The sequence below is a fragment of the Georgenia satyanarayanai genome (genome assembly GCF_023715365.1).
Taxonomy (GTDB): domain Bacteria; phylum Actinomycetota; class Actinomycetes; order Actinomycetales; family Actinomycetaceae; genus Oceanitalea; species Oceanitalea satyanarayanai_B.
Genome location: NZ_JAMBNZ010000007.1, coordinates 68,746 through 85,222 on the forward strand (window position 1 = coordinate 68,746; position 16,477 = coordinate 85,222).

General features: G+C 74.0%; 17 protein-coding genes. 12 read left to right on the forward strand and 5 right to left on the reverse strand.

Annotation, left to right across the window (positions count from 1 at the left end):
• Positions 1 to 38 precede the first annotated feature (38 nt).
• The 3 genes from M3148_RS10275 to M3148_RS10285 are packed head-to-tail and all read left to right on the forward strand — an operon-like array spanning position 39 to position 2,951.
• Positions 39 to 1,148 (forward strand): LolA family protein, encoded by a 1,110-nt coding sequence (locus M3148_RS10275; protein ID WP_251304604.1) that lies wholly within the window; start codon positions 39 to 41, stop codon positions 1,146 to 1,148.
• On the forward strand, positions 1,145 to 2,104 hold the full coding sequence (locus M3148_RS10280; protein WP_251304605.1) for an ABC transporter ATP-binding protein: 960 nt from the start codon (positions 1,145 to 1,147) through the stop codon (positions 2,102 to 2,104). The genes M3148_RS10275 and M3148_RS10280 overlap by 4 nt, the downstream gene beginning before the upstream one ends.
• Entirely contained in the window at positions 2,094 to 2,951 is an 858-nt protein-coding gene (locus tag M3148_RS10285; RefSeq protein WP_251304606.1) for an ABC transporter permease, read from the forward strand. Before M3148_RS10280 ends, M3148_RS10285 begins: the two co-directional genes overlap by 11 nt.
• Here M3148_RS10285 and M3148_RS10290 read toward each other — a convergent pair.
• From M3148_RS10290 to M3148_RS10300, 3 genes are read right to left on the reverse strand one after another with little or no spacing between them, the layout of a single operon-like run.
• Positions 2,948 to 4,081, reverse strand: a complete 1,134-nt coding sequence (locus M3148_RS10290) for a PQQ-like beta-propeller repeat protein (protein WP_251304607.1) — start codon at positions 4,079 to 4,081, stop codon at positions 2,948 to 2,950. The two genes, M3148_RS10285 and M3148_RS10290, sit on opposite strands and share 4 nt — an antisense overlap.
• Positions 4,078 to 5,031 carry a cytochrome c biogenesis CcdA family protein gene (locus M3148_RS10295; protein ID WP_251304608.1) on the reverse strand — a complete coding sequence of 318 codons (954 nt, stop codon included), beginning with the start codon at positions 5,029 to 5,031 and terminating at the stop codon, positions 4,078 to 4,080. Before M3148_RS10295 ends, M3148_RS10290 begins: the two co-directional genes overlap by 4 nt.
• Positions 5,032 to 5,035: 4 nt before the next feature.
• Complete coding sequence (locus tag M3148_RS10300) at positions 5,036 to 5,761, reverse strand: DsbA family protein (RefSeq protein ID WP_251304609.1); 726 nt, start codon at positions 5,759 to 5,761, stop codon at positions 5,036 to 5,038.
• Positions 5,762 to 5,889: 128 nt separating this feature from the next.
• Here M3148_RS10300 and M3148_RS10305 point away from each other — a divergent pair, with 128 nt between their 5' ends.
• From M3148_RS10305 to M3148_RS10330, 6 genes are all read left to right on the forward strand, one after another.
• Positions 5,890 to 6,258 (forward strand): BlaI/MecI/CopY family transcriptional regulator, encoded by a 369-nt coding sequence (locus M3148_RS10305; RefSeq protein ID WP_251304610.1) that lies wholly within the window; start codon positions 5,890 to 5,892, stop codon positions 6,256 to 6,258.
• On the forward strand, positions 6,255 to 7,217 hold the full coding sequence (locus M3148_RS10310; protein WP_251304611.1) for a M56 family metallopeptidase: 963 nt from the start codon (positions 6,255 to 6,257) through the stop codon (positions 7,215 to 7,217). Before M3148_RS10305 ends, M3148_RS10310 begins: the two co-directional genes overlap by 4 nt.
• A gap of 148 nt (positions 7,218 to 7,365) precedes the next feature.
• Positions 7,366 to 8,745, forward strand: coding sequence for a hemolysin family protein (locus M3148_RS10315; protein WP_251304612.1), 1,380 nt, complete (start codon positions 7,366 to 7,368; stop codon positions 8,743 to 8,745).
• On the forward strand, positions 8,742 to 9,794 hold the full coding sequence (locus M3148_RS10320; protein WP_251304613.1) for a CNNM domain-containing protein: 1,053 nt from the start codon (positions 8,742 to 8,744) through the stop codon (positions 9,792 to 9,794). Before M3148_RS10315 ends, M3148_RS10320 begins: the two co-directional genes overlap by 4 nt.
• Positions 9,795 to 9,977: 183 nt before the next feature.
• Positions 9,978 to 10,448, forward strand: coding sequence for a GNAT family N-acetyltransferase (locus M3148_RS10325; RefSeq protein WP_251304614.1), 471 nt, complete (start codon positions 9,978 to 9,980; stop codon positions 10,446 to 10,448).
• Positions 10,449 to 10,491: 43 nt separating this feature from the next.
• On the forward strand, positions 10,492 to 11,073 hold the full coding sequence (locus tag M3148_RS10330; RefSeq protein WP_251304615.1) for a DUF1349 domain-containing protein: 582 nt from the start codon (positions 10,492 to 10,494) through the stop codon (positions 11,071 to 11,073).
• Positions 11,074 to 11,184: 111 nt separating this feature from the next.
• On the opposite strand, the gene M3148_RS10335 is transcribed toward M3148_RS10330, so the two are convergent.
• Positions 11,185 to 11,613 (reverse strand): HIT family protein, encoded by a 429-nt coding sequence (locus M3148_RS10335; RefSeq protein ID WP_251304616.1) that lies wholly within the window; start codon positions 11,611 to 11,613, stop codon positions 11,185 to 11,187.
• A 2-nt stretch (positions 11,614 to 11,615) separates the two neighbouring features.
• Positions 11,616 to 12,386 carry a fumarylacetoacetate hydrolase family protein gene (locus M3148_RS10340; RefSeq protein ID WP_251304617.1) on the reverse strand — a complete coding sequence of 257 codons (771 nt, stop codon included), beginning with the start codon at positions 12,384 to 12,386 and terminating at the stop codon, positions 11,616 to 11,618.
• 318 nt (positions 12,387 to 12,704) lie between these two features.
• On the opposite strand from M3148_RS10340, the gene M3148_RS18325 reads away from it, so the two are divergent.
• From M3148_RS18325 to M3148_RS10355, 3 genes are all read left to right on the forward strand, one after another.
• Positions 12,705 to 13,784 (forward strand): DUF418 domain-containing protein, encoded by a 1,080-nt coding sequence (locus tag M3148_RS18325; protein WP_251304618.1) that lies wholly within the window; start codon positions 12,705 to 12,707, stop codon positions 13,782 to 13,784.
• A 142-nt stretch (positions 13,785 to 13,926) separates the two neighbouring features.
• Positions 13,927 to 15,657 (forward strand): FAD-dependent oxidoreductase, encoded by a 1,731-nt coding sequence (locus M3148_RS10350; RefSeq protein WP_440136920.1) that lies wholly within the window; start codon positions 13,927 to 13,929, stop codon positions 15,655 to 15,657.
• Between the two features lie 64 nt (positions 15,658 to 15,721).
• On the forward strand, positions 15,722 to 16,471 hold the full coding sequence (locus tag M3148_RS10355) for an MIP/aquaporin family protein (protein ID WP_308203237.1): 750 nt from the start codon (positions 15,722 to 15,724) through the stop codon (positions 16,469 to 16,471).
• The last annotated feature ends 6 nt before the right edge of the window (positions 16,472 to 16,477 follow it).

The following is a 16,477-nucleotide window of genomic DNA, read 5'->3' on the forward strand; positions in this document are numbered from 1 at the left end:
TACCGTCGAGACAGGCAGCAACTCCCGAGGAGATCCCCATGGCTCGCAGCACCTGGAAGCGCTGGCTTCCCGCCGGCGCCGTCGTCGCGCTCATCGCCGGCACCGTGACGATCACGTCGCAGGCGGGCGCGGTCGACCTTCCGGACAAGTCGCCGCAGGACGTCCTCACCCTGCTCCTCGAGCAGGACGTGCGTGCCTACTCGGGCGCGTTCGAGACGAGCGCGGACCTCGGCCTGCCGGTCCCCTCGGCCATCGACCTCGGTCCGGGCGGCCCGGGGATGGAGGACGCCGCCGGCGCCGCGGCGCCGGAGGGCGGCGAGGACGCGCAGGAGGTCCTGTCGGCGCTCGAGCTCCTTACCGGGGACAACACCGGGCGGGTCTTCGTCGGCGAGCAGGGCGCCCGGTTCCAGCACACCGACGGGCTCGCCGAGCGCAACGTCGTCGTCACCGCGCACGACGTGTGGTTCTACGACTCCGAGGCCGACGCGGCCACCCACCTCGTCTTGCCCGAGGGCCACGAGGGCGAGCGTCCCGAGCCCACCGGCACGCTGCCCACGCCGGAGGAGCTCGCCGCGAGCGCCGTCGAGGCGCTCGAGCCGAGCACCGAGCTCAGCGTCGGCCAGCACGAGCGCGTCGCCGGCCGGGACGCCTACACCCTCACCCTCACGCCCCGCGCGGAGGAGACGCTCGTGGGCGGCGTGACGATCGCCGTCGACGGCGAGACCGGCTTCCCGCTCGGTGTCACCGTCACCGCCCGCGGGCAGGCCGAGCCGGCCCTTCGGGCGCAGTACACCGGCATCACCTTCGCCGAGCCGGACCCCGGCCTCTTCGACTTCACCGCCCCCGCGGGCGCGACCCTCGAGGAGGAGGTCCTCGAGCTGCCCGCCGACGCCGGCACGCACGCCGCCCCGGACCATGCCACCGGCGCCACCCCGCCCGGTGAGGTGCTCGGCAAGGGCTGGGGCGCCGTCGTCGTCGTGCCGGACGTCGAGGTGCCCGAGGACCCCATGCTCGATGAGCTCACCGAGCGGGTCGACGGCGGCCGGCTCCTGTCCACCGCACTCGTGTCGGTCCTGCTCACCGACGATGGCCGGGTCCTCGCCGGCGCCGTCACCCCCGCCCACCTGCTGGACCTCGCGGGCCGGTGAGCGAGCTCGCCGTCGAGACGCACGGCCTCACCAAGCGCTTCGGGCGCCAGCTCGCCGTCGACGACCTCGACCTCGCCGTGCCGCGCGGCAGCGTCTTCGGCTTCCTCGGGCCCAACGGCTCGGGCAAGACGACGACGATCCGGATCGTCCTCGGCCTCGCGGCCGCGAGCGCCGGCACCGTCCAGGTCCTCGGCCACGAGATGCCCGGGGCCCTGGGGGCGGTGCTGCCGCGCGTCGGCGCGCTCGTCGAGGGCCCGGCCGCCTACCCGTTCCTCTCCGGGGAGGCGAACCTGCGCCGGCTGGACGCCGCGGACCGTCACGCCTCCTCCGGCACGCGCTCCGAGCGGGTGGCCCGCGCCCTGGAGCGGGTCGGGCTCAGCCACGCCGGGGACAAGCGGGTGCGCGCCTACTCCCTGGGGATGAAGCAGCGCCTGGGGATCGCCGCCGCCCTGTTGCGCCCGCGCGACCTCCTCGTCCTCGACGAGCCGACCAACGGTCTGGACCCGCAGGGCACCCGCGAGGTCCGCAGCCTCGTCCGTTCGCTCGCCGACGGCGGCACGACCGTCGTCGTCTCCAGCCACCTCCTCGCCGAGATCGAGCAGATCTGCACGCACGCCGCCGTCATGCGCACCGGGCGCCTCGTCGCCCAGGGCAGTCTCGACGAGCTGCGCGGCCTGGGCCGCAGCCGCCTGCGCGTCCTCACCCCCGACCCCGCCCCGGCCCGCGCCGAGCTGGCCCGGCTCGGCCTCGCCGTCGAGGACGACGACGGCGTCGCGCGCGCTGACGGCACCGCCACCGTCCGCGCCGCGCTGCCCGCGGGTGCGCCGCCCCTCGAGACCCTTGCCGCCGCGCTCGTGGCGGCCGAGGTCCGCCTGCGGGGCTTCGAGGTCGAGCAGGACACCCTCGAGGACCGCTTCGTCGCGCTGACGGGGGAGGGCTTCGACGTTGCCCAGTGACACCGCACCCGCCGAGCCGCAGACCCGCGGCAGCGGCCGCTCCCTGCTCGCCTCCGAGCTCCGGCTCGTGCTCGGGCGGCGCCGCACCTGGGCGATGCTCCTCGCGCTCGCCGCGATCCCGGTGCTCATCGCCGTCGTCGTGCGCGTCGCCTCCGACCCGCCCGCTCCGGGGCAGGGCCCGCCCTTCCTCGACCGTGTCACCCAGAACGGCCTGTTCGTCTCGATCACCGGGCTCGTCGTGACGATCCCGCTGTTCCTGCCCCTCACCGTGGGCGTGGTTGCCGGGGACACCGTGGCCGGCGAGGCGAGCCTCGGCACCCTGCGCTACCTGCTCCTCGCGCCGGTCCAGCGCGGGCGGCTGCTGCTCGTGAAGTTCGCCGGGGCAGCGGCCTTCTGCCTCGCGGCGACGCTGAGCATCGTCGTCGCGGGCTCGATCATCGGCGCGCTGCTCTTCCCGGTCGGTCCGGTGACGCTCCTGTCCGGGGACACGATCGGTGCCTGGGAGGCGCTCGTGCGCGCGCTGCTCGTCGCCCTGTACGTCACCGTCTCCCTGCTCGGGCTCGCGGCCGTGGGCCTGTTCCTCTCCACGCTCACCGTCGTGCCGGTCGGGGCGATGGCGGCGACGGCCGTGCTCGCGATCGTCGTCCAGGTGCTCGGCTCTCTCGATCAGCTCGCCTGGCTGCACCCGTGGCTGCTGAGCGAGCACTGGCTCGGCTTCGCCGACCTCCTGCGCCAGCCGGTCGACTGGGGCTCCTTCGCCGACAACGCGCTGCTCCAGCTCGGCTACGTCGCCGTCTTCGGCGCCCTCGCCTACGGCCGCTTCACCACCAAGGACGTGCTCTCCTAGTCGCTCGTCGGGACGAGGGCGAGGTCCGCGCCCTCGACCACCGTGGCGCCCCGCCCGGTGACGAGGACGGGGACCGCGGGGGACGTCGTCGCCTCGTCGTAGGCGACTGCGACCTCCCCGGTGACGACGTTGAGCGCCTGCACCGCGGTGTCCGTGCGCAGGTAGGCGAAGACGTTGCCCGCCGCCGAGAGCCGCGCGCCAGGCGCCGGCCGCTCCCAACGCGCGCCGCCCTGGGGGTAGCCGACCACGCGGTCCCCCTCGAGGGTCACGAGCGTGCCGGACAGCGGCTCGCGGACGGCGTCCCCGACACCGTGGGCGAGGACCTCGCCGCTCGCGAGGTCGAGCAGCACGCCGCCCTGCCCCGGGTCACCGAGGAGCGCCGTCCCCGCCGGGGCCGCGACGCCCGGCAGCGCCACCGGGGAGGCGCCCAGACCGAGCTCGTCGAGACCGGCCTGCCACGCGGTCTCCGGGCCACTGGCCGAGAGCACGCCGTCCCCCGCCGTGAGCACGACGCCCGCGTACTCCCCGACGACGACGGCGCCCTCCTCCAGCGCGACCTCCTCCCCCGTCGCGGGGTCGAGGGCCACGCGGGGACCGGTCTCGCCCATGGCGGCACCGGGCGCCGGGGCGGCGAAGACGAGTCCGGGCCCCTGGTGCGGGCCGGGCACCGGCTGCGGTCCCCACAGGAGATTCCCGGTGCGCAGGTCGTAGGCGCTGGCGGTGGTCTCCGTCAGCTGCTCGGTGCCCGGCGCCACGTCGGTGAGGACGGCGACGGGCCGCCCCTCGGCGCGGGTGAGGGTGAAGCCCGTGCACGACGGCGGACGCTGCGCCTGCCACAGCAGCGTCCCGTCCTCGCCCGCGGCCACGAAGCGCAGCGGCTCGGAGTCCTGCGGGTGCACGAGACCGAGGAGCACGCCGTCGAGCTCCTGCGGGACCTGGCTCCACCCGGGGTCGAGCACCGGCTGGCCGCTCAGGGCGAGCGGCAGCGACCCCTCCTCGACGGACGTCGACACCGGCGCCCGCCCCTCGAGCGGGACGGGCTGCGGCTCGACGGCCGGCTCCTCCTCGCTGCACGCCGCCAGGAGCCCGACAGCCACGACGGCGGCGGCTGCTGCCCAGCGCCGCGTCATGGTCGCTCCTCCCCGCCCGTGCCGACGGACGGCGCGCGACCGCCGTCGAGGTCGAAGGTGGCCAGACCGCTGCGCTGGAAGAGGTCGGCGCCGGTGGGACCGTCGTCGCCGGCGAGGGGGCCGACGTCGGACCGCCGTCGCCACCACGCCCACGCACCCAGCGCCGCCAGCGCGGAGACGACGATGAGGAGCGGCTCGGGCACGGCCGCGCCGACGGACAGGACCGCGGACTGCAGCCGCCCGAGCAGCTGGGCGGGCACGAGCTGGGGCAGGCTCGCCATCCCGTTGGTGCGCAGGAACACCACGCCGACGACGACGAGCAGCAGGCCCGTCACCACCGAGGTGCTGTGCAGCTGCACCGAGCCCACCTGCCAGGCGCGGCCGCGCAGGCGGGCCCGGCCGGCGGTCCCCAGGCGCGACCACAGGGCCGCGATGAGGACGAGCGGCACGACCATGCCCGCGCCGTAGACGGCGAGCATCACCCCGGCCAGCAGCTGCGAGGGCTCGGTGGCGGCCATGGTGAGGACGGCGCCGAGGATGGGGCCGGAGCAGAAGCCGGCCACCCCGGAGACGGTGCCGAGCAGCAGCGAACGCGCCGCGGCGCCGTTGCGCGGCGCGGTGGACTGCACGCTCCGGGCCCCTGGGAGGAGACGCGAGACGTCGAAGCCGAGGCCGAGGACCTGAGCCGCACCGAACACGATGATGAGCCACCCGGCACCCGTGATGACGAGCTCACGGTGCGTGGTGAGCAGGGAGCCGACGAGCGAGGCGCCCAGGCCCAGCGGGACGAGCGTGAGGCACAGGCCGAGGAAGAACAGCCCGCCGTGGAGCAGCAGCCGCAACCGGCTGCCGACCGTGGCGGCGAAGAAGGCCGGCAGGAGGAGCGCGCCGCAGGGGCTCAGGAGGGCGAGCGCACCCCCGAGGAAGGCGGCGGCGAGGGAGACCTCCATGCCCTCAGCGCGCCTCGGCCAGTGCCTGCTCGACCGCGCCGACGAAGACCTCGGTGGGCTGGGCGCCGATGAGCGGTCGGCCGTCGAGGAGGAACGCGGGGGTGGAGAACGCACCGATGGCCGCGGCCTCGTCGACGTTGCGCTGCACGGCGGCCGCCACCTCCGCAGAGCCCAGGTCGGCCGTGAACCGGTCCACGTCCAGGCCCAGCTCCTCGGCCTTGGCGACGAGCTCGGGGTCCCGCAGTCCGCGTGGCGGGAGGTTGGTCCCCTCGGGGAAGAGGGTGGCCTGGTAGTCGAGGTAGCGGCCCTGCAGCCCGGCGGCGTAGGCGGCCCGCGCCGCCCGCTCGGACTCCTCGCCGAAGATCGCGATGTCCCGGAACTCGATCCGCAGGTCCCCTGCCGCGGCGTACTCGAGCATCCGCGCAGAGGTGTCCGCGGACCAGGCGGCGCAGAACTGGCACTGGTAGTCGGAGTAGACGACCAGGCTCACCGGTGCGTCGACGGGCCCGGTAGCGAGCGGGTCGCCGGTCTCACGGCGGGCCAGGTCCAGCTGCGGGGGTTCCTCGGGCATGACGACGTCGGCGGCCGGCGTGGCACCGGCGCCGGCGTCGTCCGCCGTGTCCCGCCCCCGGCCGGAGACGAGGACGGAGGCGGCCACGAGGAGGGCGGCCACCACGACGATGAGCACGGGGACGAGCCAGGGCGCGCGGCGCCCGGTGGAGGAAGACATCAAAACCTTGCCTGGTGGAGGAGGGGCGCCTCGCGCCTGAGTACTACGCCGAATAGTAGCTACTATCGCCTATAGTCGCCAGATGCGCTGCTCGCCTCCCGACCCGCTCCTCCCGGTGGGAGCGGCCCGTGCCTGACGGCGTGCCCAGCCTCGGTCCGCTCGAGCGCCACGTGATGGAGATCCTCTGGGAGTGCCCCGACGACCTGTCCACCCGTGACGTCCTGGAGCGCACCGGCCAACCCCTCGCCTACACGACGATCGCGACCGTCCTCACCAACCTCACCCGTAAGGGCCTCGCCGAGAAGATCGCCGTCGGCCGCAGCTGGGCCTACCGCCCGCTCCTGGGACGCAGCGAGTACACCGCCGGGCTCATGACCCAGACGCTGGCCACCAGCGGCGACCGGCACAGCTCCCTCCTCCACTTCCTCGGGTCGATGTCTGAGGACGACGTCGCCGTGCTCCGCAGCCTCCTCACCGACGACGGAGCCACCACATGACCGGTGTGCTCGTCGTCGTCGGACTCGCCGCGCTCCTCGGCGCGGGCGCCGTGGCGGGCCCGCGCGCGCTCACCCGGCTCGCACCGACCCTGACGCGCCGCCCCCGGGCCGGGATCGCAGCCTGGACCGGCGGGGTGACGGTATGGGTCCTCGGCCTGCTGGCGCTGGGTCCGCTGCTCGGCTGGCTGGCCACCGGTCCGGCCCTGCCCGGGACGGCGGGCGCGGTGTGCCGTCGCTGCCTGGCGGCCACCAACCCCTTCGGCATGCCGGCGATGTCCGTGAGCCTTCCGCCCGCCGCGCCGATCCTCGGCGCCGCCCTGCTCGGGACGGGGCTCCTTGGCGCGCTCGCACTGGCGGCGGTCCGGCTGCGCCGCGAGGGGACGACGCACGTGGCGCTGCTCAGCGCCACAGCCGAGCGCGGCGTCGTCCGCGGGACACCCGTGTGGCTGCTGCCCTCCGGTGAGCCCACCGCCTACACCCTGCCCCGCGCGGGCGTCGTGCTCTCACGCGGGACCGTGGAGGCCCTGGACGACGAGCAGCTCGGTGCCGTCCTCGCCCACGAGGGCGCCCACCTGCGCGGACGCCACCACCTCGTGCTCGGGATGCTGCGCGGGCTGCGCAGCGTGCTCGGCGTCGTCCCGCTCGTGCGGGCCGCGCCCCAGGCCGTCGCCGCCTACGCCGAGATGGCGGCCGACGACGCCGCTCTGCGCTCGCACGACCGGCGCGCCCTGGCAGGGGCGCTGCTCGCGCTGCACCGGCCCGGTCCCGCTCCGGTCGGCGCTGCCCTGCACGCGGGCACCAGCCACGTCCACTCCCGGATCGGGCGACTGGCCGCCGCCGCGACACCGCCGTCCCGGCTCGCCACCGCCGCCGTCGCCGGCTACCTGTCGACCGTCACGGCCGCCGTCCTCCTCGTCCTCGGCCCCTACGCCACCGTGCTGGTCCAGGGCGCCTGCTGATCCCGCGGGAGCTCCGCGGACCACCGGTGCGCCGCCGGCGGCGTGCCCACATAGCATGGCGCCTACCTGACCCCAGCCTCCGAAGGACCATGGACGAATCCTGTAGTACCAGCACCCAGACCATCCGCACCGCCAGGAAGTGCAGCCGATGATCTGGGTGCTCTCCCTCCTGCTGGGGATCGTCGTCATCCTCGCCATCACCGCGGTGACGGGCTACTTCGTGGCCCAGGAGTTCGCCTACATGGCGGTCGACCGCTCGCGGCTCGCCGCCCGCGCGGAGTCCGGTGACGAGGGCGCGCAACGTGCCCTCAAGGTCACCCGCCGCACCTCCTTCATGCTCTCCGGCGCCCAGCTCGGCATCACCGTGACCGGGTTGCTCGTCGGCTACGTCGCCGAGCCGCTCGTCGGCCAGGCGCTGGGTGAGGCGCTCGGCGGGGTCGGCGTCCCCACCGGCGTGGGCATCGCCGTCGGCACCGTCCTCGCGTTGCTGCTCTCGACCATCATCCAGATGCTCTTCGGCGAGCTCTTCCCCAAGAACCTCGCCATCGCCAAGCCTGAGCCCGTCGCCCTGTGGCTGGCCCGCTCGACGAACCTCTACCTCGCCGCCTTCGGCTGGCTCATCACGGTCTTCGACGCCGCGTCCAACGCCCTGCTGCGCGTCCTACGCATCGAGCCGGTCCACGACGTCGAGCACTCCGCCACGGCCCGCGACCTCGAGCACATCGTCGCCGACTCCCGCGCCAGCGGTGACCTCCCGGCCGACCTCTCGGTGCTCCTCGACCGCATCCTCGACTTCCCCCGCCAGGACGTCGAGCACGCGATGATCCCCCGCGCCCGCGTCGGTGCCGTCCGCGCCGACCGGACCGTCGCGGAGATCCGCGCGCTCATGGCGACCGGCCACTCCCGCTACCCGGTGCTGGACGAGGAGGACGACGTCGTCGGCGTGGTCCACCTCGTCGACCTCCTCACCGGCACGGTGCCCGACGACGCGACGGCCGCCGAGCTGCAGCGTCCCGCGCTCGTCCTGCCCACCGCGATGGCGCTGCCGGACGCGCTGCGCGAGCTGTCGGCCAGCCGCAACGCGATGGCTTGCGTCGTCGACGAGTACGGCAGCTTCACCGGCGTCCTCACCCTCGAGGACGTCGCCGAGGAGATCGTCGGCGAGATCACCGACGAGCACGACGCCCCCGAGACGCCGGCGCTCACCCCGCAGGAGGACGGCACCTGGACCATGGCCGGTGACGTCCACATCGACGAGGTGGAGCGCGCCATCGACCACGACCTGCCCCGCGGGGACTACGAGACCGTCGCCGGTCTCGCCATCGAGGTCCACGGCTCGCTGCCCGGCGTCGGCACCGCCGTCGTCGTCGACCTCCCGCCGGACCCGGCGAACCTCGCCCTGCCCGAGCCGCCACCGGACAAGCAGCTGCACGTGGAGGTGCTGGACGTCGAGCGGCACGTGCCCTCGCTCGTGCGCGTCACCCTCGCCGACCGCCCCGCCAACGACGACGAGGAGACCGGCCGATGAGCAACCCCTGGGTCGTCGCGACCGCGACCGTCGTCATCATCGCGCTCAGCGCTTTCTTCGTCGCCGTGGAGTTCGCGCTCCTCGCCGCCAAGCGCCACCGCCTCGAGGACGTCGCGGCCGGCAGCCGCGCCGCCCGCGCAGCGCTGCGCAGCTCCACCGAGCTCACCGTCCTGCTCGCCGGCTCCCAGCTCGGCATCACCGTGTGCACGCTCGCGCTCGGCGCCATCACCAAGCCGGCCGTCCACCACTGGATCACCCCGGCCGTCAGCGACCTCGGGGCGCCCTACTGGGTGGCCGACGTCGTGGGTTTCGTGCTCGCGCTCGTCATCGTCACCTTCCTCCACCTCGTCGTCGGGGAGATGGCACCGAAGTCCTGGGCCATCGCCCACCCGGAGCGGTCGGCGACGATGCTCGCGCTGCCGATGCGGGCCTTCATGGTGCCGATCCGGCCGCTCCTCCTCGCGCTCAACCGGGCGGCGAACTGGTGCCTGCGCAAGGTCGGCGTCGAGCCGGTCGAGTCGGTCGGTGCCGGCCAGAACCCGGACGACCTGCGCCACCTCGTCGAGCACTCCGCGAGCGTGGGGGCGCTGGAGGTGGCCTACTCCGCGCAGCTGTCCGGGGCGCTGGACCTGCGACGCCTCACCGTGGCCGACCTCGTGGCCGGCCACCCCGCGCCGGTGACCGTGCCGGAGACGGCGACGGCCGGGGACGTGCGGCGCGTGGCCCAGGAGAGCGGCCACCTGCGGATCCTCGTGTGCCCCCGGGGTGGGCTCGCTCCCACCGGCGTGGTCCACGTGCGCGACACGCTCCTGCTCGACGACGACGCGCCCGTCGCCCCGCTCGTCAAGCCCGTCCTCGAGCTCGGGGCGAGCATGCCGCTGCACGAGGCGCTCACCCGGATGCGGGAGACGTCCACCCACCTTGCGGTCGTCCGGACCGGCGAGCACGGCGGCGCCGTCGCGACGCTCGCCGACGTCCTCGCGCACCTCTTCCCGCGCACCACCGCCGCCGCCCCGGGCAGCGGGGCGCCCGTCGCGGGCGGCCGGTAACAGCTCAGCTCTCGGCGACAGGAGTGTCGCGCCCCCTCGCCGAGAGCCGGATCCCGCCACAAAGGCCACCCTCAGCCCGGTCGTCATGCCAAAGATCAGGACCTCACCCTTGTCGCACCGCGGCTTCCTTCCCCTTTGTGGCGGGATCTCGTCGCCGCACGGATTTCTCCGTACCGTGGCCCCATGGACGTCCGATGGGCGCAGCCGCCCGACGCGCCGGTGGTGGCGCGGCTCCTGCACGACTTCAACGTCGAGTACGACAGCCACTCCCCCGGCGTCGCCGTCCTCACCGCGCGACTCGGGCAGCTGCTCCCCGCCGGCCGGACGACGGCGCTGCTCGCCGGAGACCCTGCGGTGGGCGTCGCGCTCCTCACCTCGCGGCCGAACGTCTGGTACGCGGGGCCAGTGCTGCTCCTCGACGAGCTCTACGTCGTGCCCGAGCGGCGCGGGCAGGGCATCGGGACGGCGATCATCGAGCGGCTGCTCACCGACGCGCGCGACCAGGGCGTGTCGCTGGTGGAGATCAACGTCGACGAGCCGGACGTCGATGCCCAACGTTTCTACGAGCGCCACGGCTTCGTCAGCGGTGAGGCGCGCCCCGGCGGCCGGGCCTTCTACTACGAGCGCGAGCTGCGCCCCCAGATCGGCGCCTGAGACCGCGCCCGGCCGCGCTCCGGACGGGCGCTACGGTGCCGCCATGAGCCTTGCCGACCTCCTGACCCGCGGGACCTGGACGACGCCGCCTGTCTCGGCCGCCGTCATCGGCCACGAGCTGCACGTGACCGCCGCCGAGGGCAGCGACGCGTGGCGGCACACCGCCTACGGCTTCGTCCACGACACCGAGCACGCGCTGCTCGAGCCCCTGCCCGCCACCGGGGCGGTGGAGGTGGACTTCCTCCTCGACTACGACGGCGAGTTCGACCAGGCGGGCCTGTTCCTCCGCGTCTCGTCGGAGGAGTGGGTCAAGGCCGGCGTCGAGGTGTCCGACGGCGCCGCGCAGGTGGGCGCCGTCGTCACCCACGGCGTGTCCGACTGGTCGGTGGCACCGGTGCCCGAGTGGGTCGGCCGGCGCGTGACCGTTCGCGCGAGCCGGGCCGGGGACGCGGTGACGGTCCGCGCCCGGGCCGACGAGGAGCCCTTCCGGCTCGTGCGCGTCGCACACCTCGACCCGGGCGCCGACGTCACGGCCGGGCTGTACTGCGCCGCCCCGACGCACGAGGGCCTCACGGTGCGGTTCACCGGTTACCGCCGCACCGACGCGGACGCCGCGCTGCACTGACCCCCGCCCCGGTGACGCCCGCCGGAGGATGCCGCTCGGCGGTCCTCTCGGCACAGCCGCGCAGGACCGACGAAGGAGCTCGGAGAGAGTGCGACGGCGCCTCGTGAGCAGCTACCCGGCCTCCAGCGCCGCGCGCAGCCGCGCGGCGTACTCGGCCGCCTCGCCCGCGGCGTAGCGGGCCCGCGGCCAGAAGAAGCCGCGCAGGCCGTCGCCCTTCGTCCGCGGGACGACGTGGGCGTGCAGGTGCGCGACGCTCTGGCTGACGACGTTGTTCATCGCGACGAAGGTGCCCTGGGCGCCGAGCGCCCCGGGCACCACCGCGGCCACCGCCCGCACCTGCGCGAAGAACGGCCCCACCAGCTCGTCGGGCAGGTCCGGCAGCGTGACGACGTGCGCGCGCGGGACGACGAGGACGTGGCCCTTGAAGACGGGGCGCACGTCGAGGAAGGCCACGACGTCCGCCGTCTCCAGCACCGTCTCTGCGGGCTCGCCACCCGCGACGATCCGGCAGAAGACGCACGCGCTGTCGTCGTCGTCCACCGCTACCGCTTGACGACGTTGTTGCCGAAACGACCGATGCCCTCGACCTCGACCTCCACGCGCTGCCCCGGGCGCACCGGGCTGACGCCGGCCGGCGTGCCGGTGAGGATGATGTCGCCGGGGAGCAGGGTGAAGATCGTCGAGACGTAGGCGATGAGCTCGGGGACGCCGCGCACCATCTGGGAGGTGCGCCCGTCCTGGCGCAGCTCCCCGTCCACCCACGCGCGCACCGCGACGTCGGAGACGTCGAGGTCCATCGCGAGGAAGGGGCCGGTGGGGCAGGAGGTGTCGAAGGCCTTGCCGCGCGTCCACGTCGCGTCCCCGCGCTGCGCGGCGCGGGCGGTGACGTCGTTGGCGACGGTGTACCCGAAGACGTAGTCCAGCGCCTGGTCCGCGCTCACGTTCTTGGCCATGCGCGAGATGACGACGGCGAGCTCGGCCTCGTGGTCCACCTCCTGCGCGTAGCCGGGGACGACGATCGGGTCGTCCGGACCGGTGACGGAGGTGTTGGGCTTGAGGAAGAGGATCGGCTCCTCGGGGACCTCGTTGCCCATCTCCGCGGCGTGCTCGGCGTAGTTACGGCCCACACCGACGACCTTGGAGCGCGGGATGACGGGCGAGAGGAGGCGCACGTCGTCGAGCGCGACGCGCTCACCGGTGGTGGCGACCGGCATGAACAGCGGGTCCCCCTTGAGCACCACCAGGTCGGTGGAGCCGTCCTCGAGGATGCCGTAGCGGGGGCTGTCGCCCGTGGTGAACCGTGCGATGCGCATGGGCCAACGGTACCGGGCCGGCGCGCGCCACTGGGTCACCGACCGGCCACCCGCCCGAGGTGGTCAGTGACCGTGTGCCCACGGATGCGTCGCCCTTTCCACTCCCCCGGAGGTGCGGGGACTGGCGACCGATGACGGAGACGTGCGACGCAGACGCGGGCGCCCTACGCGGAGGCCCCCTCCGCCTGGGGGAGCAGGCCGGCGACGGGGCGCAGTCCGGCTGTCGGCGGGAGGTGGGCCGGGCGTTCCGTCACCACTCCGCTGTCGGCGGGAGATGGGCGGGGGCGGTGACGGGGGCGGGCGCCCTACGCTGGGCGCGTGAACCAACGGATCGTCGGGGTCGACATCGCCCGCGGGCTGGCCGTCGTCGGGATGTTCGTCGCCCACCTGGGCCACTCGGGACCCGACGGCCTGCACTCGCCGTCGTGGTTCGTCGTCGCGGACGGACGGCCGTCGGCGATGTTCGCGATCCTTGCCGGGGTGTCGATCGCCCTGTTCACCGGCGGGCGCACGGTGCCGCGTGGCCCGGCCCTCGCCCACGGCTGGCTGCGCATCGCCACGCGCGCCGGGGTCGTCCTCGTCATCGGCCTGCTCCTCGAGCTGCTCGGCACGCCGGTGGCGGTGATCCTGCCGTCCTACGCGGTGACCTTCCTCCTCGTCGCGCCCTTCATCGGGCTGCGGCCCTGGCTGGTGGGGGTGCTCGCCGCCGTCGCGGCCGTCGTCGGCCCGACGCTGCTCGCGCTGCTCCTGTCCGCCGGCGCGGACGGGACCGCGCCGGTCGAGACGGCACTCGAGGCGAACTACCTCCTCGGCCTCGTCCTCACCGGCTACTACCCGGCGCTCGTGTGGATCGCCTACATGCTCCTCGGTCTGTGCGTGGGCCGGCTGGACCTGCGCTCCCCCACGGTCCAGGGGTTCCTGGGCGTCACCGGCGTCGGTCTCGCGGTCGTCGGCTACGGCGGGGGCTCCTACCTGCAGCAGACCGTCGTCCCGCACTCCGAGCTCACCGCCCAGCTCGTCCGCTCCGACCCGCACTCCGACGCCACCCTCGAGCTCCTCGGCAATGCCGGTGTCACCCTCGCCGTCCTCGCCGTCCTCCTCGCCGTCACCACCCTGCCGCCCGTGGCGAAGGTGGCGCGCCTGGTCCTCCAGCCGCTGGCTGCGACCGGCGCGATGGCGCTCTCGGCCTACTCCGTCCACATCGTCGCGATCGCGATCCTCGGCAACGACGTCGTCTGGTTCACCGAGTCCAACGCCGTCCTCGGGTGGTTCGTCGTCGTCACCCTTGTCGTGTGCACCCTGTGGATGCGCTTCGTGGGACGCGGACCCCTCGAGTGGCTCATGCGGCGCCTCACGGTGGGGCGCTACGAGCCGCCCGTCGTCACCGCCCACGCCTGAGGAGCCGCACGAAACTCATCGAGACGCCGCCCGGGAGGGCCTAGAGTGGCGTACGGCACAACCAGTCGAAGGCTCGCTTGCGGGCCTCCCCCGGGCCGTGGACCATGACGGGAACGCCGACGCACGATCGAAGGGACCCCCTGTGGCATCGAGCACCTTGACCGCGGACACACGGCTCTCGGCCCTGGCCGAGATGAGCGGGGACGAACCGCTGGACGTGCTCGTCATCGGCGGCGGGGTGACCGGCGCCGGCATCGCCCTGGACGCCGCCACGCGCGGCCTGCGGACCGGCATCGTCGAGGCCCAGGACTGGTCCTCGGGCACCTCGAGCTGGTCGAGCAAGCTCGTTCACGGCGGGCTGCGCTACCTCCAGATGCTCGACTTCAGCCTCGTCCACGAGGCCCTCACCGAGCGCGACCTCCTCATCAAGCACCTCGCCCCGCACCTGGTGAAGCGCGTGCCCTTCCTCTACCCGCTCGAGCACCGCGTCTGGGAGCGCGCCTACGTCGGCGCCGGTATCGCGCTCTACGACACGCTCGCCGGCATCGCCCCCGGGAAGCGCGCGATGCCGCTCCACCGTCACCGCAGCCGCTCGCGGATGGAGCAGCTCTTCCCCGACCTGCGCCACGACGCCGCCGTGGGCGCCGTCCAGTACTGGGACGCGAGCGTCGACGACTCGAGGCTCGTCACCACCCTCGTGCGCACCGCCGCCGCCTACGGCGCGCTGGCCGCCAACCGCACGCAGGTCGTGGGCCTCCACAAGGACGCCTCCGGCCGGGTGGCCGGCGCCCAGGTCAAGGACCTGGAGACCGGCGAGCTCCTCGACGTCAGGGCTCGCCACGTCGTCAACGCCACCGGCGTGTGGACCGAGGAGACCGAGTCGCTCTCCGGTACCGACGGCGGCCTGCACGTGCTCGCGTCCAAGGGCATCCACATCGTCGTACCACGCGAGCGGATCCGCGGGGACGTCGGCCTGATCCTCCAGACCGAGAAGAGCGTGCTGTTCATCATCCCGTGGTCGCGCTACTGGATCATCGGCACGACCGACACCCCCTACGAGCACGACCTGCGCCACCCCGTCGCCACCAAGGCGGACATCGACTACGTCATCGAGCACGCCAACGCCGTCCTCAAGACGCCCCTCACCCGTGAGGACGTCATCGGCACCTACGCGGGCCTGCGTCCGCTGCTGCAGCCCGGGACCAAGGAGGGCACGTCGTCGGCGAAGGTCTCCCGCGAGCACACCGTCGCCTCCCCCACCCCGGGCCTCACCGTCATCGCCGGGGGCAAGCTCACCACCTACCGGGTGATGGCCAAGGACGCCGTCGACTTCGCCCTAGGGGAGGAGGCCAGGCGCCTGCCCTCGATCACCGACCGCATCCCTCTCCTCGGCGCCGTCGGCCTGCAGGCCGTGCGGCGGCGCGCCCAGCGGCACGCCACCCGCTTCGGCTGGTCCCACGCGATGGTCGACCACCTCCTGCACCGCTACGGCTCCATGCTCGAGGAGCTCGTGACGATGGTGGAGGAGCAGCCCGACCTGGGCCGTCCCCTCGAGCACGCCCCCGCCTACCTGCGCGCCGAGGTCGCCTACGCGGCCGAGCGCGAGGCCGTCCTTCACCTCGAGGACATCATGGTCCGCCGCACCCGGCTCGTCTACGAGGTGCGCGACAGCGGCCTCGCCGCCGTGCCGGAGATCGTCGACGTCATCGCGCCGATCCTCGGCTGGGACGACGAGCGGCGGCAGGCGGAGATCGCCGCCTACACCGCGCGCTGCGAGGCGGAGCGGGCCGCGGCGGAGGCACCCGACGACGACGCCGGAGAGCGTGCGCGTCAGCAGGCCCAGGACATCGTGCCCATGGTGCCCCTGGCCTGACCCCCCAGACCCCTGACGCCGCAACGCCGCGCCGTCAGGTACTCCATGCGAAAGAGAGGACAACGTGGACTTCTCCCTGATCTTCCTACCCGAGCTGCTGGGAACGGCGATGCTGACCCTGCTCGGTTGCGGCGTCGTCGCCAACGCGATCCTGCCCAAGACCAAGGGCAACGGCGGCGGCTGGCTGCTCATCAACTTCGGCTGGGGGCTCGCGGTCTTCGCCGGCGTGTACGTCGCCTACTCCACCGGCGCGCACATCAACCCGGCCGTGACGGTCGGCCTGCTCGCCGGTGACCAGCCCTTCTTCGCCGGCAACGACGAGCTCGGCCTGGCGCCCATCGACAACACGCTCGGCAACGCGCTGGTGTACTTCCTCGCCCAGATGATCGGGGCGGTCCTGGGCGCCGTGATCATGTACTTCTCGTACAAGCGGCACTTCGACGAGGAGGCGCCGGGGGCCACCAAGCTCGCGGTCTTCGCCACCGGTCCGGAGATCCGCAGCTACGGCGCGAACTTCGTCACCGAGGTCGTCGGCACCTTCGTCCTGCTCTTCGTCATCGTCGCCTTCGGCAAGACCCCCTCGGGACTGGGGCCGCTCGCCGTGGCACTGCTCGTCGTCGGGATCGGTAACAGCCTCGGTGGCCCCACCGGGTACGCCATCAACCCCGCCCGTGACCTCGGACCGCGCATCGCCCACGCGCTCCTGCCGATCCGCGGCAAGGGCAGCAGCGACTGGGGCTACTCGTGGGTGCCCATCCTCGGCCCGCTCGTCGGCGGTGCCCTCGGTGGCTTCGCCGCCGTCCAGCTCCTCTGACCGCTC

Coding starts and splice junctions, on each gene's coding strand:
- M3148_RS10310 (WP_251304611.1), top strand. CDS start 6,255: ATGACCGGTGTGCTCGTCGTCGTCGGACTCGCCGCGCTCCTCGGCGCG.
- M3148_RS10320 (WP_251304613.1), top strand. CDS start 8,742: ATGAGCAACCCCTGGGTCGTCGCGACCGCGACCGTCGTCATCATCGCG.
- M3148_RS10340 (WP_251304617.1), bottom strand. CDS start 12,386: ATGCGCATCGCACGGTTCACCACGGGCGACAGCCCCCGCTACGGCATC.
- M3148_RS10275 (WP_251304604.1), top strand. CDS start 39: ATGGCTCGCAGCACCTGGAAGCGCTGGCTTCCCGCCGGCGCCGTCGTC.
- M3148_RS10290 (WP_251304607.1), bottom strand. CDS start 4,081: ATGACGCGGCGCTGGGCAGCAGCCGCCGCCGTCGTGGCTGTCGGGCTC.
- M3148_RS10330 (WP_251304615.1), top strand. CDS start 10,492: ATGAGCCTTGCCGACCTCCTGACCCGCGGGACCTGGACGACGCCGCCT.
- M3148_RS10325 (WP_251304614.1), top strand. CDS start 9,978: ATGGACGTCCGATGGGCGCAGCCGCCCGACGCGCCGGTGGTGGCGCGG.
- M3148_RS10315 (WP_251304612.1), top strand. CDS start 7,366: ATGATCTGGGTGCTCTCCCTCCTGCTGGGGATCGTCGTCATCCTCGCC.
- M3148_RS10295 (WP_251304608.1), bottom strand. CDS start 5,031: ATGGAGGTCTCCCTCGCCGCCGCCTTCCTCGGGGGTGCGCTCGCCCTC.
- M3148_RS10300 (WP_251304609.1), bottom strand. CDS start 5,761: ATGTCTTCCTCCACCGGGCGCCGCGCGCCCTGGCTCGTCCCCGTGCTC.